Origin of the sequence: Photorhabdus caribbeanensis, from assembly GCF_018448885.1 — a bacterium.
Lineage (GTDB): Bacteria > Pseudomonadota > Gammaproteobacteria > Enterobacterales > Enterobacteriaceae > Photorhabdus > Photorhabdus caribbeanensis.
Window position 1 is genome coordinate 25,458 of the sequence record NZ_RCWB01000023.1, and the last position, 23,871, is coordinate 49,328.

The window sequence follows — 23,871 nt, forward strand, 5'->3', positions numbered from 1 at the left end:
TTTATGAGGCTTAATTGAACAGCGTTTAAATCTGTACTTGTATATGTACTGCTTACAGCGGCCAGAATCACATTAAATAAATCGCCGCTGTAAAGCATGTGCTTGAAAAGAAGCTACTGTGTGCTGCTTTTGGACCCAATTAATTCAGTTTTAAAGGATTACAGTACGGTTGCCGTAAACAAAAACTCGTTGAGCAAGGACCCAATATAGAGCATGGCTCAGAGCATTTTTTTCAACATCCCGGCCCGCTCTCATCATATCCTCAGCAGTGTATGTATGGTCTATGTTAATGACCTTCTGAGTAATAATTGGACCTTCATCCAGGTTATTATTTACATAATGCGCTGTCGCTCCGATGATTTTTACCCCTCTCTCGTAAGCCTGATGATAAGGACGCGCCCCGATAAATGCAGGTAAAAAGGAGTGGTGAATGTTAATAATCTGATTTGGATAATGCTGGACAAATTCTGGTGTCAATACTCGCATGTATTTAGCTAATACCACGTAGTCAGGTTTGTATTGGTCAATCTGGGCAATCAGTTTTTCATCATGTTGTTCACGGGTTAAACCTTCATGACTAATTAAATGGAAAGGAATGCCAAATTGCTCAACCAACGATTGTAATGTTGCGTGGTTGCCGATAACCGCAGCAATTTCAACATCAAGCCCATCATAAGCGCTTTTCATGAGCAAATCCCCAAGACAATGCGCTTCTTTTGTCACCATAATAACAATGCGACGACGCCCCGCACTATTTAATTCCCGTTGTGAACCCACCGGAAGTGCATCATCTAAATCAGCAAGAAATGTTTCATCATTGAAAATTCCTTCAAGCTCTGTGCGCATAAAAAAGCGGCTAGTGCGATGATCGACGAATTCATTATTCTGAACTATATTCAGTTGGTGTTTGTAGCAAATATTCGTAATTTTGGCGATCAGTCCTTTGGCATCAGGGCAAATAGTGCGTAGAATTTTCTTTTGTATATGTTGATGTTGCATAGATGGGATTATCCTTAAATATTTTTCGTTTTCTGTTTGTGGGCCTTAACCACAACATTTTTTGTATTTTTTACCTGAACCACATGGGCAGGGACTGTTACGGCCAATTTGAGGTTTTACGCCATCAATAGGTTTTACACCATCAATATAGTACCAACGCTGGTCTATACGGAGAAAACGTGAACGCTCATGAATAAGTTGCTTATCTTGGGATTTCTGATCAAGAAAGCAAGCTGAAAATTCAACATAGGCTTCGTTATCATTTTTGCCTTTTTCAGTTGTAATGACATTTAGTCCAAGCCACTGAGTAACAAAAAAACTCTGCTCTATATCTAAACGCCATTTTTCAGCCTGGCAGTCAGGATGCCAACTGGTAATAAGATAATCGGCGTTGTGCTTTACATAGGCACTGTATCGAGAACGCATCAGTGATTCGGCAGTCGGGGCAAATTTTATGTTTTGGAGATAAGGGGAACAGCAATCCGCAAAATCTATTCCACTACCACAAGGACATAGCTCTGTCAAAATAACTCCAGTTTTAAAGAGTGAAATACCATTTTTATGGGTTTTCTATTGCAAAGAAACGTAAGAGAACAAATGATAGTCACTTAATTGAACTAATATGAGTGATAGTACCTAAGAAAAGGTGAAGGTCGCAATATTAAGGTAAGGGAGCGCATTTATGGAAAAGGCATTGGCAGGCAAAAAAATTCTGATTGTGGAGGACGAACCTGTTTTTTGTTCTTTGCTGGCAGGATACTTGCAAACGTTGGGCGCTAAGGTATTAGTCGCATCTAATGGCGCCGTTGCAATACAGGTGCTAGGACGCGAAGCTCATATTGAACTTATTTTATGTGATTTAGATATGCCGGTTATGAATGGCATTGAATTTATTGCGAAATTGACGAATGAGGGTATTAGTATTCCGGTTATTATTATTTCAGCAACTAACAAGATGGCTGAAATTGATGAGGTGCTTCGTTTGGGAGCAAAAGATGTTTTATTGAAACCTGTTTCGGATCTTAATGAGATAAAAAAATCGGTGTTGGCCTATTTACATCCTACGGTCTTTGTGTCTGGTGCGATTGAACAGAATAACTTGAATAAAGATTGGTTAACCCTAAAGCATAATTCAGATGAAGCATTAAATATGCTTAAGCAGTTACAACCTCCTGTTTCTCAAGTGATCGCTCACTGTAAAGTCAATTACCGAAAATTGAATATGATTGATAAACCGGGATTGATTCTCGATATGGCGGCGTTATCTGACAATGAATTAGCTTTTTATTGTCTAGATATTAGCCGTTCAAAAGAGTATGGTGTGATTTCAGCATTATTACTTAGAGTCGTATTTAATAGTTTGTTACAAGAGCATATCGTCCACCATTCCCGGCGTTTACCTAGTATGGCAGGTATTCTAAATAGAATTAATAACTTGTTGGCAGGTGCAGGATTACAAGGGCAATTTCCATTGCTGCTTGGGTATTATCATACAATCAATAAAACGGTTCTGCTCACTTCCGCAGGGTTACATGCCAGTATTAAGTCGGGTAATCGTCAAATCCAATTAGATAGTGGCGTTCCTCTTGGAACGTTGAGAACGATTTGTTCGAATCAAGTTTGTTCTCATAGTGCTGAATGGCAATGCCGGATTTGGAATACAAATAGTCAAATAAATTTGATGCTTTCTTCAATGTATTCTGGGTGAATATTACCAAGGTGGAATTTTGTTTAAAATGGATTTTAAACATTAGGTCACGGTAATGTAATTAAACAGAATGGCGCTGTTTATCAGGGAGAGTTAGCTGGTATACTCCGCCTATTATGCTTGAAGTCTATCTAATCAGGCTATTTTATTTGCCGCTCTTTAGTACAAAGAGCGGGTTTAGCGCTGCTCAGGTAAAAGTGATAACTTTTTGAGTAGTCAGAGAGGTAAACGAAACAGTGAACTATGTGTATGCATCGGTTTCTGTGCGCGGTTTATTGACACAAAATAATCAGTAATAATAGTGCCTTATTAAAGAATCGGCACTGATTTTGAGTTGAAGACGGATTTGTTTCAGCCAAAAAACATCGGGAGAAAGATTAATGCCATCAGTAAACAAAATCGTAAAGAAAGCCGTTATTCCTGTAGCGGGTTTGGGAACGAGGATGTTGCCAGCTACCAAAGCAATTCCTAAAGAGATGTTGCCTTTAGTGGATAAGCCTCTTATTCAGTATGTTGTTAATGAATGTATTGCCGCTGGTATTAATGAAATTATCTTGGTGACTCATTCATCAAAAAATTCAATTGAAAACCATTTTGATACCAGTTTTGAGTTAGAAGCTATCCTTGAGAAAAGGGTAAAGCGTCAGTTATTGGATGAGGTTCAATCTATTTGTCCAAGTCATGTCACCATTATGCAAACTCGTCAGGGAATTGCTAAAGGATTAGGGCATGCGGTGTTGTGTGCCAAGCCTTTAATTGGTGATGAACCTTTTGCGGTGATACTCCCTGATGTTATTCTTGATGAGTTTAGTACAGATCTGACTAAATATAATCTGAGCGAAATGTTGGCTCGGTATAATGAAACCGGTGCTAGCCAAATATTAGTAGAACCTGTACCTCATGAAGAGGTTTCTAGTTATGGTATTGTCGATTGCCAGGGAGAAAATCTGCAACCCGGTGACAGCAAACCAATTAAGCGTGTAGTTGAAAAACCTAAACCGAAAGAAGCACCATCAAATCTTTCTATTGTTGGCCGTTATGTGTTGTCCGAGAAAATTTGGTCATTATTAGCAAAAACAGCGCCCGGTGCTGGTGATGAAATTCAACTTACTGATGCAATTGCGATGTTAATAGAAAAGGAGTCTGTAGAAGCCTATCACTTGCAGGGTGTAAGCCATGATTGCGGCAATAAGCTTGGTTATATGCAGGCATTTGTCCGGTATGGTATGAAACATCATACTTTGGGCAAAGAGTTTACTGATTGGTTAATGGCTTTGCAGGATCGGGTTGAAGAATAATTTTACGGAAATTTAGGTATTATATGAAAGTTACGGTATTTGGTATCGGTTATGTTGGCTTAGTTCAGGCGGCGGTTTTAGCTGAAGTCGGTCATGATGTTCTTTGTATTGATATAGATGCAAATAAAGTCGAAAATTTGAAAAATGGTCAAATTCCCATTTTTGAACCTGGTTTAGCTCCACTGGTTAAAAAAAATTATGAAGAAGGCCGCCTGAATTTTAGTACGGATGCAAAGGCCGGTGTTGCGCACGGTAAATTACAATTTATTGCTGTTGGCACTCCTCCTGATGAAGATGGTTCAGCAGATTTGAAGTATGTGACAGCGGTGGCCCGTACTATTGCGGAACATATGGATAGCTATAAGGTTATTATTGATAAATCGACGGTTCCTGTCGGTACCGCAGATAAAGTTAATGCCGTTGTTAATGAGACTCTGTGTCAACGTAATATTGATATTCCATTTGATGTGGTTTCTAACCCTGAGTTCCTTAAAGAAGGAGCGGCTGTTGCAGATTGTATGCGCCCTGAGCGGATTATTATTGGGTGCGACAATGAAAGAGTTGTTGACCTGATGTATGAATTGTACGAACCATTTAACCGTAATCATGATCGTATGATTGTGATGGATATCCGTAGCGCAGAACTGACGAAGTATGCTGCTAATTGTATGTTGGCAACGAAAATCAGTTTTATGAATGAGATATCTAATTTAGCTGAGATGCTTGGCGCTGATATTGAGCATGTTCGTCAAGGAATTGGTTCTGATTCCCGTATTGGCTATCATTTTATCTATCCAGGCTGTGGTTACGGTGGTTCATGTTTCCCAAAAGATGTGCAGGCATTGATTCGTACCGCAGAGCAAATTGGTTATCAGCCTAAAATTCTTCGTGCTGTAGAGCAAGTGAACGAACTGCAAAAGCATAAATTGCCTTCTTTTGTTACGCGCCATTTCGGTGAAGATTTGTCCGGTAAGACATTTTCTGTCTGGGGATTATCGTTCAAACCGAATACCGATGATATGCGTGAAGCGTCGAGCCGTGTTTTGATGGAAGCATTATGGCAGGCAGGAGCCAAAATACAGGCTTACGATCCTGAGGCGATGCAGGAAGCTCAGCGTATTTATGGTCAGCGCGATGATTTATTATTGATGGGGACTAAAGAAGCAGCACTTAAGGGGGCCGATGCCTTGATCATTTGTACTGAATGGCAAAGTTTTCGCGCACCAGATTTTGATGTTATCAAAGAGTCTCTCAAAACGCCGGTTATCTTTGATGGCCGGAATCTCTATGATCCTGAACGTCTGCAATCCCGGGGTTTTACTTATTATGGGATTGGTCGTGGCGCATCCATTAATCCAGTTATCTGAGTAATACAATGAAATTCTTAGTCACAGGTGCTGCTGGTTTTATTGGCTTCCATGTTAGCCAGAGATTATTGCAAATGGGGCATGAGGTTGTCGGTATCGACAACCTAAATGACTATTATGATGTGAGTCTCAAACAAGCACGGTTAGATCTATTATTTGATAAGCCAGGTTTTAAATTTGAAAAGCTGGATTTAGCTGACAGAATAGCCATTCCCGATCTTTTTTCTCGACACCAATTTCAGCGGGTTATCCATCTGGGAGCTCAGGCGGGTGTTCGCTATTCGTTGCAAAACCCAATGGCTTACATTGATTCGAATATAATAGGGCATATCAATATTTTGGAAGGTTGCCGTCACAATAATGTTGAGCATTTATTATATTCTTCTTCTAGTTCTGTTTATGGATTAAATAGAAAGCAACCGTTTTCTACAAACGATTCAGTTGATCATCCAGTTTCACTATATGCAGCAACGAAAAAGTCAGATGAATTAATGTCTCACAGTTACTCTCATCTTTATCAGTTGCCAACGACAGGTTTGCGTTTTTTTACCGTATATGGCCCGTGGGGACGTCCTGATATGGCTTTATTTAAGTTCACCAAGGCGATGTTATCAGGGCAGCCTATTGATGTTTATAACCACGGTAACATGGTTAGAGATTTTACTTATATAGATGATATCGTTGAATCAATAATCAGATTGCAGGACGTCATTCCCGTACCAAATGAGAGCTGGACGGTTGAAGATGGACAAATATCTGCCAGCTCTGCCCCTTACTGTATTTATAATATTGGTAATGGTCAACCAACTAGACTAGGTGATTTTATTGAGGCAATAGAAGAATCATTAGGCATCCAGGCTAAGAAAAATTTTATGCCCATGCAAGATGGTGATGTTCTGTCAACCTGTGCTGATTCAAGTGACATTTTCCAAAAAATAGGGTTTTCCCCAAATACACCTGTGAAGCAGGGTGTGAAGCAGTTTGTAGAGTGGTATTTGAGTTTCTATCATAAGTCTAAATAAGATAAGGAGCCATTGGCTCCTTTTCTATTGAATCAACGACAGTGACCAGCGGGAAGTAAATAGTTGCGCCTGTTTGACTATTAATTTACCTAGGCATTGGCTAAACGAGTAACTAGCCTGCTTTATCGTAAAGAAATGATAGAAAAACGTGCAATCCGACTAAATCCTTCCCAAGGATACTTATACACGCTCATTCGATAGACATTAATTCTTTTGTTATCTAAGCTGTTTAATAATAAAAACACCCTTCTATTTTAAAAGGGTGTTTTTAATTAAATTAACTTTAAAAACAATGAATTAGAGTAAGAAACTTTCCAGGGTTCTTCCTTCTTCTTCAATTGCTTTTTTGATAACAGCAGGTGTACGTCCTTGGCCAGTCCAAGTTTTAGTTTCACCGTTTGTATCAACATATTGGTATTTAGCTGGACGAGCAGGGCGTTTTGTTTTACCAGCAGATTTGCCGGCGCTCATTGTCTGAAGTAATTCGCTTGGATCAATTCCTTGGTCAAGAATCATTTTACGAACTTCTTCCAATTTACGTGTACGTTCCTCTAATTCAGCTTGTACCTGACTTTCTTCTTCACGACGTTCTTCAACAACGACGGTCAGTTTTTCAAGTATTTCATCCAAGAACTCAAGTTGGCATTCTCTTGCTTGAGCTCGTAAAGTACGGATGTTATTTAGGGTTTTTAAATCGCTCATTGTCCTGGTCTCAAATTATTAATGATGATGGCTGATGTGGATATAATAATAGAATGCTATTTTATTTTCTGCAATAGTCAATTTATCATATTCGGATAAAATGGCTCTTTTTTTTAAACGTAATTTCTTTACAAAAGTTATATAGCGCTTTTTATACAGCTATTTCGATTGTCATTCCCCAATAACATGTTCAGGGTACCTTTAACAAAGAGGGGACATGATAATCTCTCTAATTTATAAACCAGGTATATACTAAATCGGTAAGTAATTTTAACTGTTTCTTATCATACCTGCTAAAGCAGAATAATACTAAGTTAAAAAAAACTTATGACTAATCCATGAGTTATCGCTGATTTACTGTCACCGTTTTCTGGAAGTAAATCACGCACATTATTAATTTGCATACCATATGCAACAAATCATCCGGGCTTTCATTTCTTAATTTAGACATGAACATTTGTCATTCAAATGCGCTTTATTACTCGGCTGGTGTGATGGAGGTCATGAATCATTAAGACATCACTAAGCTAAATATTTCGCTATATCAACCGGTGCGGCTTACTGAGATGGATAATCACGACTAAAGTTTATGGTAAACTCATCTGACTATATGGCTTTATAAATTTTGTTAAGGGGTAGGGCTGATGGCTCAACTTTATTTTTATTACTCAGCAATGAATGCTGGGAAATCGACATCCCTGTTGCAATCCTCTTATAACTATAATGAAAGAGGGATGAGAACGCTGGTGTTTACCGCAGAAATTGACACCCGGTTTGAAAAGGGAAAAGTCAATTCTCGGATTGGATTATCTGCTGATGCACTTCTGTTTAGTCAACAGACGGATATTGGCGAGTTGATCAGAAATGAAAATAAGCAGGCAAGAGTGCATTGTGTGCTGATTGATGAGTGCCATTTTCTCACGAAAGCACAGATTGAACAGCTATGTAAGGTGACTGATTATGATGATATTCCAGTTCTTTGTTATGGGCTGAGAACTGATTTTAGAGGCGAGCTGTTTAGCGGAAGCCAGTATCTTTTGGCGTGGGCTGATAAGTTAGTTGAGTTGAAAACTATCTGTCACTGTGGACGCAAAGCAAACCGTACATTACGTTTGGATAGCCAAGGTGTGGTCATTTATGATGGCGAACAAGTTGATATCGGCGACAATAAAAAATATGTTTCTGTTTGCCGTAAGCACTATATGGATGCTGTCAGTGAGGCGCGGAAAAGCAAAAGAGAAGCAACATGTAATGGATAGCTTTTCTGTGAAGCGGTCAGATGTTCTGTTTGAGAGTTTGTATTAGATAGGCAGAGGTAAGTTAAAGGGCGCTGATGTCAGCACCCTTAAGTAGTATTTAATCAGTTAATAAATTTGTTCTTACCGGCTTTCCGCTATTGCAACAGTTTCTCTGAACTCTCGCCCATAGTATGAATCCAACAGCAATTGTTTCAGCTCAGAAATCAGCGGGTAGCGTGGATTAGCTCCGGTACATTGGTCGTCGAAAGCATCTTCAGATAACTTATCAATTTTTGCCAGGAAGTCAGCCTCTTGAACGCCTGCTTCGCGGATAGATGTTGGAATACCTAGCTCAGATTTGAGCTTTTCTAGCCAAGCTAACAATTTTTCGATTTTTGTAACAGTACGATCACCAGTAGCGGATAAACCAAGATGATCGGCAATTTCAGCGTAACGGCGGCGAGCCTGTGGACGGTCATATTGGCTGAATGCAGTCTGTTTGGTTGGGTTATCGTTAGCGTTATAGCGAATAACGTTACAAATTAGTAGTGCGTTAGCCAGGCCATGAGGGATATGGAATTCAGAACCTAGTTTATGCGCCATTGAGTGACAGACACCCAAGAAGGCGTTAGCAAATGCAATCCCTGCAATAGTGGCTGCATTATGAACCCGTTCACGGGCAACTGGATTGGTGGCCCCTTCGTGATAGCTAGCAGGTAAGAACTCTTTTAGTAGTTTTAACGCTTGCAGTGCTTGTCCGTCAGAGTATTCGTTTGCTAAGACTGATACGTAAGCTTCCAGAGCGTGGGTGACGGCATCTAGTCCACCAAAAGCACAGAGTGATTTAGGCATATCCATTACTAGATTGGCATCAACGATGGCTATATTAGGAGTCAATTCATAATCAGCCAGTGGATATTTCTGACCGGTTGCATCATCAGTGACAACCGCAAATGGCGTTACTTCAGAACCAGTGCCGGAAGTTGTGGTAATGGCTACCATTTTCGCTTTAACCCCCATTTTCGGGAATCTATAGATACGTTTACGGATATCCATAAATCGTAGAGCTAGCTCTTCGAAATGAGTTTCAGGATGTTCATACATCACCCACATGATTTTGGCCGCATCCATTGGGGAGCCTCCCCCCAGGGCAATAATGATGTCCGGTTTGAATGAGTGCATTTGTTCCGCACCTTTACGAACAGTGCTTAGAGTCGGATCTGCTTCAACTTCAAAGAAAACTTCTGTTTCTATCCCGTGGGATTTCAGCACATCAGTGACTTGATCAGCATAACCATGATTGAATAAGAAACGATCTGTTACGATAAAGGCGCGTTTTGCACCGTCGGTTGCAACTTCTTCTAATGCCACAGGCAGGGAACCGCGACGGAAGTAAATGGATTTCGGAAGTTTATGCCACAGCATATTTTCTGCTCTTTTCGCTACGGTTTTGGTATTGATGAGATGTTTAGGCCCCACATTTTCAGAGATGGAATTTCCTCCCCAAGAGCCGCAACCTAGTGTCAGAGATGGAGCAAGTTTGAAGTTGTAGAGATCACCGATCCCTCCCTGAGAAGCAGGTGTGTTCACTAGAATACGGGCGGTTTTCATTTTATCGCCGAAATACTTGATGCGTGCCGCCTGATTGTCCTGGTCGGTATACAAGCAGGAAGTGTGACCAATTCCACCCATTTCGACTAATTTTTCTGCCTTTTCTACAGCATCTTCAAAGCTATTACCTCGGTACATAGCGAGCAATGGGGAGAGTTTTTCGTGAGCAAAAGGTTCTGTTTCATCAATCAAACTCACTTCGCCAATCAAGATCTTGGTCCTTTCAGGAACATTAATGCCTGCCATCTCAGCAATTTTTGTTGCAGGTTGACCAACAATCTCCGCATTTAGAGAACCGTTTTTTAGAATGATATTTTGAACAGCTTGCAGTTCCTCGCCTTGTAACAGATAACCGCCATGTGTCAAGAATCGTTTACGAACCTGTTCATAAACAGCATCCACCACGATAACGGATTGTTCTGAAGCGCAGATGACGCCATTGTCAAAGGTTTTAGACATCAAAATAGACGCAATAGCACGTTTAATATCAGCCGATTCATCAATGACAACTGGGGTGTTGCCTGCACCGACGCCGATTGCGGGCTTACCAGAGCTGTATGCCGCTGTTACCATACCTGGACCACCAGTCGCCAGAATTAGATTGATGTCCTGGTGATGCATCAATGCATTGGAAAGTTCAACAGAGGGTTCATCAATCCAGCCAATAATATCTTTCGGCGCACCCGCCGCAACCGCAGCGGACAGAACCAATTCTGCTGCTTTGGTTGTTGCTTTTTTAGCGCGAGGGTGGGGGGAGAAAATAATACCGTTACGGGTTTTTAGGCAGATAAGGGCCTTAAAAATAGCGGTAGATGTTGGGTTGGTGGTTGGCACAATACCACAGATTAAGCCAATAGGTTCAGCGATAGTGATGGTGCCGAATGTTTTGTCTTCAGACAAAATGCCGCAGGTTTTATCATCTTTATAAGCATTATAGATATATTCGGAGGCAAAGTGGTTTTTGATTACTTTGTCTTCGACAATGCCCATGCCGGATTCTGCTACGGCTAATTTTGCTAAAGGAATACGTGCATCTGCTGCTGCAAGGGCCGCAGCGCGGAAGATTTTGTCAACTTGCTCCTGAGAAAAATTAGCAAATTCACGTTGTGCTTTTTTTACCCTGGAAACCAGTTCATCCAGTTCAGTAACATGAGTTACAGCCATAAAGAAGTACTCCTGAAAATATTAAAAATCTTTTAATATCAATGAATAAGTATTTTTTAGACTATTTAGTTTGGTGATTTTTTGGTAGCTAAAGATTACCATTTGGTATTAAAGATATATTGATCTAAATCACATAAATTCCAAGCTGACTCCTTTCAGCTAAGTCAGTGATAATTATTATTGGGTGGGGTGTAAATAGAGTTAAGAGATTGAATTTTTAATCTAATGAAAATATTGGGTTAACAGATTGTTATATAAGGTATTTTAAATTGGAAAATGCGTTACGATCGATGGAAAATGGAGCTTTACCAGTATAAAGTGAAGAAAAAATTAAGTTTTCTATGATTCTTAGGTAAGCGATCATGAGAGTGTTTTTAATAACACGACGTAACTCTGTAGAGGTTATTTGTGGATGACTTACTGCTAGATTTTTCTGGTTACATTAAGTTTTTTGTTGGGCTGTTTGCGCTGGTCAATCCTGTTGGTATTTTGCCGGTTTTTATCAGTATGACGCATTATCAAGCGCAGTCGGCTCGCAATAGAACCAACTTTATTGCCAATATTTCTGTTGCCATCATTTTATGGACGGCTTTGTTGTTGGGTGATTCGATACTGCGTATGTTTGGCATTTCCATTGACTCTTTTCGTATTGCTGGTGGGATTTTGGTTGTTACCATCGCGATGTCGATGATTAACGGTAAGCTCGGAGAAGACAAACAGAATAAGCAGGAAAAATCAGAAACCGCCATTAGGGAGAGTGTTGGTGTTGTGCCGCTGGCATTGCCGTTAATGGCAGGTCCCGGCGCAATCAGTTCTTGTATTGTTTGGAGTTCTCGTTATCAGGGATGGCAGAATTTTATTGGGTTGGCGCTTACTAGTGCATTGTTTGCTTTTTGCTGCTGGTTATTGTTTCGATCTGCACCTTTAGTCGTCAAATACCTTGGGCAAACGGGCATTAACGTTATCACTCGAATTATGGGGCTACTGTTGATGTCTTTGGGGATTGAACTGATTGTGACAGGGGTCAAAGCACTATTCCCAGGATTGCTTTGATACGATTTACAATAAAAGGTGTTAGTTTTCTTTCTGGTGAAATTACAAATTATAATATCCTTATCATTTTTATTATAAAGCTTATATCATAGGTTTTCCCCACTTTTTTTGCCGGTACTCCCTGAATTTTATACAAATAACCTAATATTTTTCTAAATTATTCTTCCCTATTAGCTCTATGTGTAACTGGTTGCTTCCACCATTGTTTTGTGATGAATGTAGGTTTTTAATTTGCATTGATTGCAATTTGTTAAAATTATGTTTATTTTCATCTTTGGTCTAGCTTTGTTTACTATTTTAGTTAAGTTTAAAATTGGTAATTTCATACATATCAATTAGTTATAATGGTTATTGGCGTGTTTTATCAATTAATGTAATAGGTCGCACTAAGTTGTTTGTAAGGATGATTTTTGCAATATGAGAGTGATATTTTAACGACTGATATGATAAGTCCGCTTTAATATTTAATCCGTTACTTTGGGCTAAATAATGTGAAGATCCCGGCCTTGATGGGATATGTGGAATGAGCAAGCCCATCAAACTGGAGGAAAAAAATGAAGATCAAACAATTAAAATTATATAAGTTTATTTCCTTTATATTTTTATTATCAGCATTTCCTGTTACAGCCGTGTCTGCCGCTGAACTTCCACAGGGTGTGAAACTTGCGGATAAACAGCAGATTATTATTAATAATGGCACAGAGGTTGCCTCGCTTGATCCACATAAAGTTGAAGGTGTACCAGAAACCAACATTATCCTTAATCTCCTGGAAGGGTTAGTGAGTACCGGCCCTGAGGGAGAAGTTGTGCCAGGCGTTGCCACCCATTGGGAAAATCAGGGTTACAAGGTATGGACTTTTTATCTGCGTGATAATGCTAAATGGAGTGATGGAACGCCTATCACTGCCCACGATTTTGTCTATAGCTGGCAACGATTAGCTGATCCCAAAGTGGGTTCACCTTATGCCAGCTATCTTCAATATGCTTACGTTGAAAATGTTGGTGATGTTTTGAGGGGTAAAAAATCGCTTGATCAGTTGGGCGTAAAAGCGCTGGATGATCATCGTTTACAAGTTACTTTAACGCATCCCGTGCCTTATTTCGTCAGTATGCTCGGTCATACGGCAATGAAACCCGTGAAAAAGGATGTGGTTGAAAAATTAGGCAATAAATGGACGCTGCCAGAAAACTATGTCGGTAATGGGGCGTATCTGTTGAAAGAATGGGTGGTCAATGAGCGGATAGTGATCGAACGCAACCCGCGATATTGGAACAATGCAAAAACAGTTATTGATCAAGCAACTCTTTTACCCCTTCAATCTGAAACCAGTGATATTAACCGCTATCGTAGTGGAGAGATAAATATCACCCACAGCGTCATTCCGCCGACTCTGTATCAGAAAATGAAAAAAGATATCCCCGATCAGGTCCGCGTTAGCCCTTACCTTTGTACGTTTTATTACGAAATTAACAATAAAAAACCGCCGTTTACTGATGTCAGAGTCCGTGAAGCCGTCAAGTTAAGTCTCGACAGGGATATTATTGCGGGGAAAATTATGGGGCAGGGGCAAATACCGGCTTATGGTTTTACACCAACGTTTATCGGTGGCGGCGATTTTGTTAAGCCAGAATGGGCTAATTGGACACAGGAGCAGCGTAATAAACGAGCGAGAGAATTGTTAGCTCAGGCCGGTTTCAATCAGGCGAATCCATTGAAGTTCACATTGTTATACAACACATCTGAGCAAAATAAACAGCAAGCTATTGCCGCCGCTTCCATGTGGAAAAAGAATCTGGGAGCGGATGTGATTTTGCAGAATCAGGAATGGAAAACTTCTCTTGAAAGCCGCCATCAGGGGAATTATGAGGTGACTAGAGCAACCTGGTGCGCGGATTACAATGAACCTACGGCGTTTTTAAACATGTTGCAGTCAGATAGCAGTAATAACACGGCTTTCTACCAGAATAAGAGTTTTGATAGTTATCTGGAGCAAGCGTTAATTGCTAAAGACGCTATTGAGCGTAAGAAATTATACCAACAAGCTGAGTTTCAACTGGATAAAGACTCGGCGCTGATTCCCGTTTATTACCGGGTGAGTGTACGGCTTGTTAGCCCATCAGTGGGAGGGTTTTCAGGGAAAGACCCATTAGATTATATGGATATTAAGCGACTGTATATGAAAAAAACTAAACAGTAGCTTTATTCAAAAGAGTTACTGAGATCCTGCAAACGAAATCGTTCCTTTTGTATGCGGGTAGTAATCCACCCCTTATTTCTGGGCCGTCGGCTGATAACAAATCTGACGGTATAAAATTGGAGTAGAAAAAGATGATAAACACAACGAAAAAGAGACTACTTACTGTCAGCATCAGCGCTGCACTGAGTATGGTAATGGTAAGTCAGGTCTTTGCTGCAAAAGTGCCTGATGGCGTTCAATTAGCTGATAAACAGGTTTTAGTCCGTAATAACGGTTCTGAACCGCAATCGTTAGATCCACATAAGATTGAAGGAGTACCAGAAGCACATTTGGCTCGTGATCTGTTTGAAGGTGTTGTCATCGTTGGTCCGAATGGTGAAATTTTGCCAGGTTCTGCGACCAGTTGGGAAAATAAAGACTTTACCGTCTGGACATTCCATATGCGTAAAGATTCTAAGTGGTCTAATGGCGATCCTGTCACGGCGCACGATTTTGTTTACAGTTGGCAACGTCTGGCCGATCCTAATACTGCTTCTCCCTATGAAAGTTACCTCCAGTATGCCCATATCACCAATATTGATGACATCATCAGTGGTAAAAAGAAACCAGATGCTCTGGGAGTAAAGGCGTTGGATGACTATACATTGCAGCTTACATTGAGCGAAGCGGTTCCCTATCTGCCAAGGCTTTTGGCTCACTCTTCAATGTCGCCGGTACATAAAGCTACGGTGGAAAAATATGGCGAAAAATGGACTCAGCCGCAGAATTTTGTCGGTAATGGGGCTTATAAACTGAAAAATTGGATAGTCAACGAGCGTATTGTGATGGAACGCAGCCCGACATACTGGGATAACAAAAATACCGTTATTGATCAGGTTACTTTCCTGCCAATTTCGTCAGAGGTCACGGATGTAAACCGCTACCGCAGTGGCGAAATTGATATGACTTATACCAATTTGCCGATTGAATTGTTCCAGAAACTGAAAAAGGAGATCCCGAACGAGCTGCATATTAACCCACATTTATGTACTTACTACTATGAAATTAATAATGAAAAACCCCCATTTAATGATCCCCGCGTCCGTACTGCACTGAAATTAGCTATGGACCGAGACATTGTGACCAATAAAGTAAAAGCACAGGGTGATATCCCTGCTTCCGGTTATACACCGCCGGTTACTGATGGTATGAAAGAGATGAAACCGGTGTGGTTTACTGATTGGAGTCAAGAACAGCGCAACCAAGAAGCTAAAAAATTACTGGCTGAAGCAGGTTATAATAAAGATAATCCATTGAAATTTAACCTGCTTTATAACACCTCTGATCTACATAAAAAAATTGCCATCGCGGTAGCTTCTGTTTGGAAGAAAAATTTAGGTGCTGATGTTCGTTTAGAAAACCAAGAGTGGAAAACTTTCCTTGATACTCGACATCAAGGGAATTATGACGTGGCCCGTGCTGCTTGGTGTGCGGATTACAACGAACCTTCTTCATTCCTGAATTCAATGCTTTCTTATAGTAGTAATAACACGGCTCATTATAAGAGTGATGAGTTTGATAAACTGATGAAAGAATCTCTGAAAGTAGCAACAGATGATGAACGTGCTGCTGTTTACCAGCAAGCAGAAGCGCAGTTAGATAAAGATTCTGCTATTGTCCCCCTTTATTACTTTGTGAATACCCGGTTAGTGAAGCCCTATGTTGGTGGCTATACAGGGAAAGATCCTTTGGATAATTTACACACCAAAGATTTTTATATTATCAAACACTAATCGTTGTAAAGCAGCCCGGAAAGGGCTGCTTTAGTGTCAAATTATTTTAAGGCCAGGGTTAAGGGCCAACACATAGGAACGGGCGATGCTTAAGTTTATTTTACGCCGTTGTTTAGAGGCGATCCCGACACTTTTTATTCTTATCACTATTTCGTTTTTCATGATGCGGTTGGCACCAGGCAGCCCATTTACCGGTGAGCGGAAATTGCCGCCAGAAGTGATGGCAAACATTGAAGCGAAATATCATTTGAATGACCCAATTTATAAACAATATTTTGATTACTTAATTCAACTCACTAAAGGAGATTTTGGGCCTTCTTTCAAATATAAGGACTACTCAGTTAACGATCTCGTAGCAACGGCATTTCCAGTATCGGCTAAATTAGGGGCTGCGGCATTTATCATGGCGGTTGTCTTGGGGATTAGCGCTGGGGTTATTGCTGCACTTAACCAAAATACAAAATGGGATTATACGGTGATGGGGTTCGCCATGACGGGGGTTGTTATCCCAGGTTTTGTCGTGGCACCGTTACTGGTGCTGGGGTTCGCTATTCATCTTAAATGGTTGCCGGGAGGAGGTTGGAATGGCGGTGCGCCCAAATATATGATTTTGCCGATGGTAGCACTCTCTTTGGCCTATATCGCCAGTATCTCCCGTATTACCCGTAGTTCGATGATAGAAGTGTTGCACTCTAACTTTATCCGTACTGCGCGTGCCAAGGGTTTACCATTACGTGTCATCATTTTCCGCCATGCTTTAAAGCCCGCATTGTTACCGGTTATCTCTTATATGGGGCCTGCTTTTGTCGGCATTATTACCGGTTCGATGGTGATTGAAACGATCTTCGGGTTGCCGGGAATAGGGCAGTTGTTTGTTAATGGCGCATTGAACCGTGATTATTCGTTAGTGTTAAGTCTGACTATTTTAGTTGGTAGTTTGACTATTTTTTTCAATGCGATTGTTGATGTGTTGTACGCTGTTATCGATCCGAAGATTCGTTATTAAGACTGGAGCACGCAATGATAGTTAATAAACAAAACAGCGAAGCTCTGGAAAATTTTTCTGAGCAATTAGAAATTGAAGGGCGCAGTTTGTGGCAGGATGCACGACGCCGTTTTATTCACAACCGGGCAGCGATTGCCAGTTTGTGCCTGTTATCTTTGATTACCTTGTTTGTGATCCTAGCGCCGATGTTAGCTCAATTCACATATGACGATACTGATTGGGCCATGATGTCGATGCCACCTGATTCTGAGTCAGGTCACTATTTTGGTACAGATTCTTCTGGACGTGATTTGCTGGTGCGTGTTGCCATTGGAGGACGCATTTCGTTGATGGTTGGGATTGCAGCCGCTTTGGTGGCGGTAGTCGTCGGAACCTTATATGGATCATTATCTGGTTATTTGGGTGGAAAAATAGACTCAGTAATGATGCGTCTGCTGGAAATTTTGAACTCATTTCCATTCATGTTCTTTGTGATTCTGTTGGTGACCTTCTTCGGACAGAATATTTTTTTGATATTTGTCGCTATCGGTATGGTGTCATGGCTGGATATGGCGCGTATTGTCCGTGGTCAGACATTGAGCCTAAAACGTAAGGAATTTATTGAGGCGGCGCTGGTGTGTGGTGTATCAACCCGTCAGATTGTGCTGCGTCATATTGTCCCTAATGTATTGGGAGTGGTGGTGGTTTATGCATCTTTATTAGTGCCGAGTATGATTCTGTTTGAATCGTTTCTTAGCTTTCTGGGATTGGGAACTCAAGAACCGTTAAGTAGTTGGGGTGCATTATTAAGCGATGGTGCGAATTCGATGGAGGTTTCCCCGTGGTTGCTGTTGTTTCCTGCCGGTTTTCTGGTGGTGACACTGTTTTGTTTTAACTTTATCGGCGATGGCTTGCGTGATGCCCTCGATCCGAAAGATCGTTAAGGAGGTAACATGGACAGCGTTAAAAACCAGAAAAGTTCTGAGCCGTTGTTAATTGTTAAAGAATTGGACGTGACTTTTAGTACCCCAGATGGCGATGTTACAGCGGTGAACAAGCTAAATTTTGATTTACGCGCAGGGGAAACATTAGGAATTGTAGGGGAGTCCGGTTCTGGCAAATCACAAACTGCTTTCGCTTTGATGGGGCTACTTGCCAGAAACGGCAAAATTGGCGGTTCCGCTATTTTTAATGGCAGGGAAATTCTTAACCTGGAAGAAAAACAGCTTAACCGCATGAGAGCGGAAGAGATATCAATGATATTTCAGGACCCAATGACATCTCTCAATCCTTATATGCGTATCGGCGATCAACTTACAGAAGTTTTGATGTTGCATAAGCATATGAGTAAAAGTGAGGCATACCTTGAATCGATTCGGATGCTGGATGCCGTCAAAATGCCAGAAGCGCTTAAGCGAATGCGGATGTATCCGCATGAATTTTCTGGTGGAATGCGTCAGCGTGTGATGATCGCGATGGCGTTGTTATGTCGTCCAAAATTATTGATTGCTGACGAACCGACAACCGCACTTGATGTCACAGTTCAGGCTCAGATTATGACTTTACTGAATGAGCTGAAACGGGAGTTTAATACCGCGATTATTATGATTACTCACGATTTGGGGGTAGTTGCCGGTATTTGTGACAAAGTGTTGGTGATGTACGCAGGGAGAACAATGGAATATGGCTCAGCTCGTGAAGTGTTTTATCAACCAACCCATCCTTATTCCATAGGCCTGCTTAGTGCTGTTCCACGTCTTGATGGTGATGAAGCGTCGTTGACGACTATTCCCGGAAATCCTCCTAACTTATTACGATTGCCCAAAGGGTGTCCGTTCCAGCCACGCTGTCAGTTTTCAGTAGGCCGTTGTGTAGATTGTGAACCGGGGTTAGAGACATTTGGCAACGGGCGTTTGCGAGCTTGCTTTAAGGCACCGGAGGAATTGGTATGAGCCCGATTGAAGAAAGACGTGTGCTGCTGGAAGTAGCAGATCTAAAAGTTTACTTTGATATCAAAGATGGCAAACAGTGGTTCTGGCAACCAACAAAATCCTTGAAAGCGGTTGATGGCGTTACATTAAGGTTATATGAAGGGGAAACTCTTGGTGTGGTTGGTGAATCCGGTTGCGGTAAATCGACTTTTGCTCGTGCAATTATCGGATTGGTCAAGTCTTCTGGTGGTTCAGTAACTTGGTTGGGAAAAAGCCTGCTGGATATGGATGATAAACAGTGGCGGGATATTCGCAGTGATATCCAGATGATATTCCAAGATCCATTAGCATCCTTAAACCCGCGAATGACGATTGGCGATATTATCGCTGAGCCACTGCGCACTTATCATCCAAAGATGAAAGAGTCGGAAATGAAAGAGCGGGTAAAAGCAATGATGATGAAAGTTGGATTACTGCCGAACCTGGTTAACCGTTACCCGCATGAATTCTCTGGTGGTCAGTGTCAACGTATCGGGATTGCTCGTGCACTTATTCTTGAACCTAAGTTGGTGATTTGTGATGAGCCGGTATCTGCACTTGATGTATCCATTCAGGCTCAGGTAGTGAATCTGTTGCAGGAATTACAACGGGAAATGGGGCTGTCGCTGATTTTTATCGCCCATGATTTGGCGGTGGTTAAGCACATATCTGACCGTGTACTCGTGATGTATTTAGGGCATGCGGTGGAATTGGGCACTTATGATGAGGTTTATCATAATCCACAGCACCCTTATACCAAAGCGTTGATGTCAGCAGTGCCGGTGCCTGATCCAGATAAAGAACGAAATAAACACATTGAATTGTTGGAAGGTGAATTGCCGTCACCCATCAATCCGCCATCAGGATGTGTTTTCCGTACTCGTTGTCCAATGGCAGATCCTGAATGTGCTAAAACACGGCCATTGATGGAAGGGAGTTTCCGCCATGCCGTGTCTTGTTTGAAGGTTGATCCGTTGTAATTGCTGATGACGTTGCCATATTAGATGGTGTGCTTCACTGGGTTTTTACATTGAGGCATCCTTGATAAACCATAAATATGAGAGTTGCTTTTTTGGTTCTGCTTGGGATTCAGGCATATATCAAAATTGGCAACTCTCGCTGGTTTAGCCGTAATCAATTCAAGTTCAGTAATTTATTGATTTCATTGATTTCCTTATGCCATATAGTTTGAAGATCAGGTTTCTGATGCTTATTCTTTCGTTTCTTATCTTCTTGCAACAATTCTTCAAGCTCAAAGAGGCGTTTTAATAATTCATCGTCGTTCTTGTCATTAACTGGCACAGACTGAACTGATGAATTTTTAGGTTCATAGTGATTATTGATAGACGTATCTGAATACATACTTTTGTAAGCTGAATTTGAATCGTTGTACTCGATAAGTTTACCGTTATTGATGACAAAAAAACGGTTACACACTTTTTCCAGAAACTCACGATCATGGGAAACCAAAATGAGTGTTCCTGGATATGCTCGAAGCTGTTCTGCTAGCTCAGTTTTGCCAATAAAATCGAGATGGTTAGTTGGTTCATCCAGCATAATGATATGACTATCAATTAGAGATATCCCCAATAATAGGACTCGAGCTCTTTCGCCACCACTTAATGTTTCAATCTTGGAAAATAAACGGTTATAAGTGAATCCGGCTTTTATTAATGCTTTCTTGCAGGTTTCATTATCAACTGATACACCAGCAAAATCACAGTACATTATTAAAGCATCAATTAATGAATATTTATCATCGAGTCTGTGTAACGTCTGATCGTAATAGGCCATTATTGCTTTAGGATGGATCTGGATTTCTGAAATGTTATCAACAGGAGTAATATAATTATGCCAAACATATTCTAAAAAGGTAGATTTCCCACATCCATTCTCACCAAGGATGGCAATACGATCACCTGATGTTGCAGTAAAGTCAGTAATATTGAATAATTTTAATGTGCTGTTTTTAAGTTGGACATTAAAATTGTTTATATCAATAATCTTGTTGGCAGGGAGAGATCTTCCAGGGAATGTTAAATACCAAGGATAGTCATCTATCGTTTCGCATTGTTGTTCTTTTAATTTATCAATTCTTTTAAACATAGATTGAGCTTTTTTGGAAAGGCTATTACTGTCATAGTTTTTACCCCATGTAGCCAACTGTTTTGCGCTTGATTCGAGTCGGCGTATCTCCTGCTCCTCAGCGGCATGTTGTAATTGTAAGGTGTCTTCAAGTTTCTGGTGTTCGATTAGTGCATTGCTACATGGGTAGCCGTATTTATAAAGGGTATTATTGGAAATAATCCAACTGCAATTTGTTACGTTGTCTAGCAGTCTTCGGTCATGTGATACGGTGATTAAGCATCCTTTCCAAGTTGATAAAAATTGTTCAAGCCAAAGCATGGTGGGTAAATCAAGATGGTTGGATGGTTCATCTAGTAAAAGAGTATTTGGTTCCAGAAGCAAAGCCCGTGCAATCAAAATTTTCGTTTTTTGTCCACCACTCAAGCTTGAGCATTTCATATGAAAATGCTCACTTCTGAAACCAATGCCAGTAAGTACAGTTTCAGCTTTCCAGCCACTGGAATAACTTTCATCACAAGGCAACACGGATAATGTAGCGTCTAGTAAACTGAAATCCAATAAAGAATCGGGAAAATGTTGCTCAATCATATAGAATTTCAGGTTATTGGCATGTGTTACTGTGCCGCTATTAGGTGAAAGATTTTTAGAAATAATCTTTAGCAAAGTAGATTTGCCAGAGCCATTAAACCCGATCAGACCTACTTTATCATTCTGGTTTAACGATACAGATAACCCCTTAAACAGCTCGTTTTCTGAGCTTTGGTAATGTATATTTTCAGCAGTAATGAATGTTTGATTCTTATTTTTCATGAACAGCCTCTTTATTCCTGAAAAAAACCACAAATATTGCCGCAAAAATAGCCAGTAAGAATTCCCAAAAATAGATATTTTGGACATCAATGTTTTTACCTTGGTAATTCATCAATAAGTATATGGCCAATATGCCTATGCCGGATAGCCCATTGAAGGTTGATTGTAGCCGCCCTTGATAGGCTGGATCACTCATTATTTGAGCTAGGGTAATTGATAGTGCCCAACTGGATAAACCAAACCCAACTAGGAAATAAATAGGATATGCCAAAAAAGTGTTTGAGTTTTTTGATAAGAAAAATAATGAAAATGCCATTATTACCAACAGGCAAAAAATGGTGTTCTTCATGGATATTATGCGGCATAGAATAGGCGAGAAGAAGCCACCAAACAGAACGCCAGTGGAATACAGTGCTTCGAGAACGGCAAATATATCTGTACCAGCATGTAATACTTCATTGGTGTAAGGAACCAACAAAATTGGAACAGTCATTAAAATTACCATTATAAACATTTGTATTGTGTAGGTGCTGATCAGTTCTTTCTTTTGGCTAATGTATCTGATAGATTCAATGTAGTCATTGATGAAAGAAGATTTTTGTGACTGATCTATTCCATAACATGCACTGTTATTACATTTCATAAAGTGGTTCAGTATACCAGAAATAATGAAGAATAATCCACCAAGAGCTAATGTTCCTGTCATTCCAAGATGTATTATTAAGAAACCGCTTATACCCATGCCGATGATTGTTCCAAATTCATAAATCATATCGACGGTAGCGTTTGCGTTGATAAGATCTTTTTCTGGCACAACCCCACGTATTAAAGGAATCGCCGCTGGCATATAGAAAGAAATAAAGATCCCTAATATTGAAAAAAGAATGAAAATATTGGGTTCGAAACCAAGACCTTCAAAAATCGTAAAGATAAGAACGGCAGCGCCTCTAATAGCATTAGATATGATAAGGAGAGTCTTTCTGTTGAATTTATCAGCGCAAACACCAAAAAAAGGCCCAAAAATTATGCTGGGCATCCAGATAAAAAACATCATTAACGCAACGTCACTGATTGAGTTACTCCGATGATAGACTAACCATGATAAAGTTATATAATTCAATCCATTACCTACGGTGGCTAAAAAACCACTCAGAGAAAAGAGAAGGTAAGGTTGAATGGTGAAAAGGTGCAATCTATCACTTAGTTCTTTTTTTAACATGAAACTATCCTATTTTTTTGAATCCATTGCTGAGCCAGAAGATTTTTGATCCAAAATACTTTTTTTTCTTTGCACCGAATTGCAATCTTTGAATAAATTGTGGCATTGATGTAACTATATCGTCCAGAAACATTTTCAGATTATGTTCGTTTACGGTGCTATGGATAAAAGTCACTGACGCTTCTATCGTTCTTGCTTGATGCCACCATTTTTGTGGAAAGTAGATGAAATCTCCTTTTTCAAGACGAACGATATAATAGGGAATATTCAATATAGCTAGCTCATCCTCATGATAAAATTTTCCTTCTTCTAGTTTGAATTCCGGTGGTACAAGTATAAATTCTTTTATTCCTTCTAATTGGCCTACTACTCCATTAACATTCATCATGTCTTGGTGCATATTTGTTATTGTACCTTTGGATGACATAAGTAACCAAGGACAAATAGCTAATTGACCAACTAAAGATAGAGAAATGTTTTTTATTTCAGTATGTTCCGGTAAAATATAACTGGTATTTAGATCTGGATAAGTATAAAAAGGCTGCCATGACCAATTTCCTAGGTTTTTGATACCATTCTTTATGCGAAATATATAATCTTTGATATCAATTTCTTCTAAATGAGAACCATTAATTTTATCTTCAATCATTATACGATCTTCGCCGAA

19 protein-coding genes are annotated in these 23,871 nt (G+C 40.3%); 12 read left to right on the plus strand and 7 right to left on the minus strand.

Annotated elements, in window-relative coordinates:
- Window positions 1-150: 150 nt before the first annotated feature.
- On the minus strand, window positions 151-999 hold the full coding sequence (gene purU, locus EAE90_RS15425) for a formyltetrahydrofolate deformylase (RefSeq protein WP_214054203.1): 849 nt from the start codon (window positions 997-999) through the stop codon (window positions 151-153).
- Window positions 1,000-1,044: 45 nt separating this feature from the next.
- Window positions 1,045-1,524: a YchJ family protein gene (locus EAE90_RS15430; protein ID WP_214054204.1), complete on the minus strand. Its 480-nt coding sequence runs from the start codon at window positions 1,522-1,524 to the stop codon at window positions 1,045-1,047.
- 157 nt (window positions 1,525-1,681) lie between these two features.
- Between EAE90_RS15430 and rssB the strand changes: the two genes are divergently transcribed.
- From rssB to EAE90_RS15450, 4 genes are all read left to right on the plus strand, one after another.
- Window positions 1,682-2,707 (plus strand): two-component system response regulator RssB, encoded by a 1,026-nt coding sequence (gene rssB / locus EAE90_RS15435; protein ID WP_214054205.1) that lies wholly within the window; start codon window positions 1,682-1,684, stop codon window positions 2,705-2,707.
- Window positions 2,708-3,087: 380 nt separating this feature from the next.
- Window positions 3,088-4,005 (plus strand): UTP--glucose-1-phosphate uridylyltransferase GalU, encoded by a 918-nt coding sequence (galU, locus tag EAE90_RS15440; protein WP_214054206.1) that lies wholly within the window; start codon window positions 3,088-3,090, stop codon window positions 4,003-4,005.
- A 23-nt stretch (window positions 4,006-4,028) separates the two neighbouring features.
- Entirely contained in the window at window positions 4,029-5,372 is a 1,344-nt protein-coding gene (locus EAE90_RS15445) for a UDP-glucose dehydrogenase family protein (RefSeq protein ID WP_214054207.1), read from the plus strand.
- 8 nt (window positions 5,373-5,380) lie between these two features.
- Entirely contained in the window at window positions 5,381-6,394 is a 1,014-nt protein-coding gene (locus tag EAE90_RS15450; RefSeq protein ID WP_214054208.1) for an NAD-dependent epimerase, read from the plus strand.
- A 297-nt stretch (window positions 6,395-6,691) separates the two neighbouring features.
- On the opposite strand, the gene hns is transcribed toward EAE90_RS15450, so the two are convergent.
- A complete protein-coding gene (gene hns / locus EAE90_RS15455) occupies window positions 6,692-7,096 on the minus strand; it encodes a histone-like nucleoid-structuring protein H-NS (RefSeq protein WP_036777152.1) in 405 nt (134 codons plus the stop codon).
- A gap of 644 nt (window positions 7,097-7,740) precedes the next feature.
- Between hns and EAE90_RS15460 the strand changes: the two genes are divergently transcribed.
- Window positions 7,741-8,355: a thymidine kinase gene (locus EAE90_RS15460; protein ID WP_214054209.1), complete on the plus strand. Its 615-nt coding sequence runs from the start codon at window positions 7,741-7,743 to the stop codon at window positions 8,353-8,355.
- A gap of 120 nt (window positions 8,356-8,475) precedes the next feature.
- On the opposite strand, the gene adhE is transcribed toward EAE90_RS15460, so the two are convergent.
- Entirely contained in the window at window positions 8,476-11,109 is a 2,634-nt protein-coding gene (gene adhE, locus EAE90_RS15465; RefSeq protein WP_214054210.1) for a bifunctional acetaldehyde-CoA/alcohol dehydrogenase, read from the minus strand.
- 408 nt (window positions 11,110-11,517) lie between these two features.
- Here adhE and EAE90_RS15470 point away from each other — a divergent pair, with 408 nt between their 5' ends.
- The 7 genes from EAE90_RS15470 (at window position 11,518) to oppF (ending at window position 20,067) form a co-directional block, all read left to right on the plus strand.
- Entirely contained in the window at window positions 11,518-12,162 is a 645-nt protein-coding gene (locus tag EAE90_RS15470; protein WP_214054211.1) for a YchE family NAAT transporter, read from the plus strand.
- A 554-nt stretch (window positions 12,163-12,716) separates the two neighbouring features.
- On the plus strand, window positions 12,717-14,360 hold the full coding sequence (locus EAE90_RS15475) for an ABC transporter substrate-binding protein (protein ID WP_214054212.1): 1,644 nt from the start codon (window positions 12,717-12,719) through the stop codon (window positions 14,358-14,360).
- Window positions 14,361-14,491: 131 nt separating this feature from the next.
- The gene (oppA, locus tag EAE90_RS15480; RefSeq protein ID WP_214054213.1) at window positions 14,492-16,132 is read left to right on the plus strand and encodes an oligopeptide ABC transporter substrate-binding protein OppA; all 1,641 of its coding nucleotides are present in this window, start codon (window positions 14,492-14,494) and stop codon (window positions 16,130-16,132) included.
- Between the two features lie 85 nt (window positions 16,133-16,217).
- Window positions 16,218-17,138, plus strand: coding sequence for an oligopeptide ABC transporter permease OppB (oppB, locus tag EAE90_RS15485; protein ID WP_214054214.1), 921 nt, complete (start codon window positions 16,218-16,220; stop codon window positions 17,136-17,138).
- A gap of 14 nt (window positions 17,139-17,152) precedes the next feature.
- Entirely contained in the window at window positions 17,153-18,061 is a 909-nt protein-coding gene (gene oppC, locus EAE90_RS15490; protein ID WP_214054215.1) for an oligopeptide ABC transporter permease OppC, read from the plus strand.
- Window positions 18,062-18,070: 9 nt separating this feature from the next.
- Complete coding sequence (gene oppD, locus EAE90_RS15495; RefSeq protein WP_214054216.1) at window positions 18,071-19,069, plus strand: ABC transporter ATP-binding protein; 999 nt, start codon at window positions 18,071-18,073, stop codon at window positions 19,067-19,069.
- A complete protein-coding gene (oppF, locus tag EAE90_RS15500; protein WP_214054217.1) occupies window positions 19,066-20,067 on the plus strand; it encodes a murein tripeptide/oligopeptide ABC transporter ATP binding protein OppF in 1,002 nt (333 codons plus the stop codon). The genes oppD and oppF overlap by 4 nt, the downstream gene beginning before the upstream one ends.
- 154 nt (window positions 20,068-20,221) lie before the next feature.
- Here the strand turns inward: oppF and EAE90_RS15505 are convergent, their stop codons facing one another.
- From EAE90_RS15505 to EAE90_RS15515, 3 genes are read right to left on the minus strand one after another with little or no spacing between them, the layout of a single operon-like run.
- Entirely contained in the window at window positions 20,222-21,985 is a 1,764-nt protein-coding gene (locus tag EAE90_RS15505; protein WP_214054218.1) for an ABC-F family ATP-binding cassette domain-containing protein, read from the minus strand.
- Window positions 21,975-23,204 (minus strand): MFS transporter, encoded by a 1,230-nt coding sequence (locus tag EAE90_RS15510; RefSeq protein ID WP_214054219.1) that lies wholly within the window; start codon window positions 23,202-23,204, stop codon window positions 21,975-21,977. Before EAE90_RS15510 ends, EAE90_RS15505 begins: the two co-directional genes overlap by 11 nt.
- A gap of 4 nt (window positions 23,205-23,208) precedes the next feature.
- Window positions 23,209-23,853: a JmjC domain-containing protein gene (locus EAE90_RS15515; RefSeq protein ID WP_214054220.1), complete on the minus strand. Its 645-nt coding sequence runs from the start codon at window positions 23,851-23,853 to the stop codon at window positions 23,209-23,211.
- Window positions 23,854-23,871 lie beyond the last annotated feature (18 nt).

Bases quoted from the DNA above. Each gene is read 5' to 3' on its own strand.
- hns (WP_036777152.1), bottom strand. From the start codon at position 7,096: ATGAGCGATTTAAAAACCCTAAATAACATCCGTACTTTACGAGCTCAA.
- EAE90_RS15510 (WP_214054219.1), bottom strand. From the start codon at position 23,204: ATGTTAAAAAAAGAACTAAGTGATAGATTGCACCTTTTCACCATTCAA.
- EAE90_RS15505 (WP_214054218.1), bottom strand. From the start codon at position 21,985: ATGAAAAATAAGAATCAAACATTCATTACTGCTGAAAATATACATTAC.
- purU (WP_214054203.1), bottom strand. From the start codon at position 999: ATGCAACATCAACATATACAAAAGAAAATTCTACGCACTATTTGCCCT.
- EAE90_RS15450 (WP_214054208.1), top strand. From the start codon at position 5,381: ATGAAATTCTTAGTCACAGGTGCTGCTGGTTTTATTGGCTTCCATGTT.
- oppF (WP_214054217.1), top strand. From the start codon at position 19,066: ATGAGCCCGATTGAAGAAAGACGTGTGCTGCTGGAAGTAGCAGATCTA.
- oppC (WP_214054215.1), top strand. From the start codon at position 17,153: ATGATAGTTAATAAACAAAACAGCGAAGCTCTGGAAAATTTTTCTGAG.
- EAE90_RS15475 (WP_214054212.1), top strand. From the start codon at position 12,717: ATGAAGATCAAACAATTAAAATTATATAAGTTTATTTCCTTTATATTT.
- adhE (WP_214054210.1), bottom strand. From the start codon at position 11,109: ATGGCTGTAACTCATGTTACTGAACTGGATGAACTGGTTTCCAGGGTA.
- galU (WP_214054206.1), top strand. From the start codon at position 3,088: ATGCCATCAGTAAACAAAATCGTAAAGAAAGCCGTTATTCCTGTAGCG.
- oppB (WP_214054214.1), top strand. From the start codon at position 16,218: ATGCTTAAGTTTATTTTACGCCGTTGTTTAGAGGCGATCCCGACACTT.
- oppD (WP_214054216.1), top strand. From the start codon at position 18,071: ATGGACAGCGTTAAAAACCAGAAAAGTTCTGAGCCGTTGTTAATTGTT.
- EAE90_RS15460 (WP_214054209.1), top strand. From the start codon at position 7,741: ATGGCTCAACTTTATTTTTATTACTCAGCAATGAATGCTGGGAAATCG.
- rssB (WP_214054205.1), top strand. From the start codon at position 1,682: ATGGAAAAGGCATTGGCAGGCAAAAAAATTCTGATTGTGGAGGACGAA.
- oppA (WP_214054213.1), top strand. From the start codon at position 14,492: ATGATAAACACAACGAAAAAGAGACTACTTACTGTCAGCATCAGCGCT.
- EAE90_RS15445 (WP_214054207.1), top strand. From the start codon at position 4,029: ATGAAAGTTACGGTATTTGGTATCGGTTATGTTGGCTTAGTTCAGGCG.
- EAE90_RS15515 (WP_214054220.1), bottom strand. From the start codon at position 23,853: ATGATTGAAGATAAAATTAATGGTTCTCATTTAGAAGAAATTGATATC.